Below are 571 nucleotides of genomic sequence, written 5' to 3'. Positions count from 1 at the left end.
TAAAACAGATGGTGCCCAGGAGAGGACTCGAACCTCCACGATGTTGCCACCGCTAGGACCTGAACCTAGTGCGTCTACCAATTCCGCCACCTGGGCACGTTTCGCTTGTTGCTGCATCGCGAAAGAACGCAATTATAGCGTGTCCGAAGAGGCTGTCAACACAATTTCAGGTCGCGAACGAAAATAATTGAGCACGCTGTTCGATCGGGGGAAGGATGGGGAGGCGGGCACGCGCGCCACTTGCATGTGCGACGACGCCATTTCGCGATTGGCGCGTATTTTCGCGCCCGGAAATGAAAAAAGGCCGGCTAGAAGCCGACCTTTTTAAAACAGATGGTGCCCAGGAGAGGACTCGGTCACACAAGCGCGACCCCGGCTGCGCTTGCAAGCGCAGCCTTTCGAGTCCCCGCGCAAAGCGCGCAGGCGCTTTGCTTCCTGGGCCGGTGTCAAGTCCTGGAATAGGTTGACAGTATCCAGGCGCTAGAACGCCCGATGCACCGCATCGGGCGTTTTGTATTTCAGAGCCGTATGCGGTCGCTCATGGTTGTAGATGTGCACCGACTGTTCGACC

The 571-nt window shown here is 57.3% G+C and carries 1 protein-coding gene and 1 tRNA gene; both read right to left on the bottom strand.

Annotated elements, in window-relative coordinates; genetic code table 11:
• Positions 1 to 9: 9 nt before the first annotated feature.
• Positions 10 to 96: transfer RNA gene (locus LGM56_RS36720), tRNA-Leu, on the bottom strand.
• 384 nt (positions 97 to 480) lie between these two features.
• On the bottom strand, positions 481 to 571 hold a 91-nt coding region (locus LGM56_RS36715; protein ID WP_206139067.1), incomplete at its 5' end, for an integrase core domain-containing protein.

Origin of the sequence: Burkholderia sp. AU38729, from assembly GCF_020419725.1 — a bacterium.
Lineage (GTDB): Bacteria > Pseudomonadota > Gammaproteobacteria > Burkholderiales > Burkholderiaceae > Burkholderia.
Note: the sequence above shows the minus strand (reverse complement) of the source record. Positions and strands in the feature narration are given on the sequence as shown.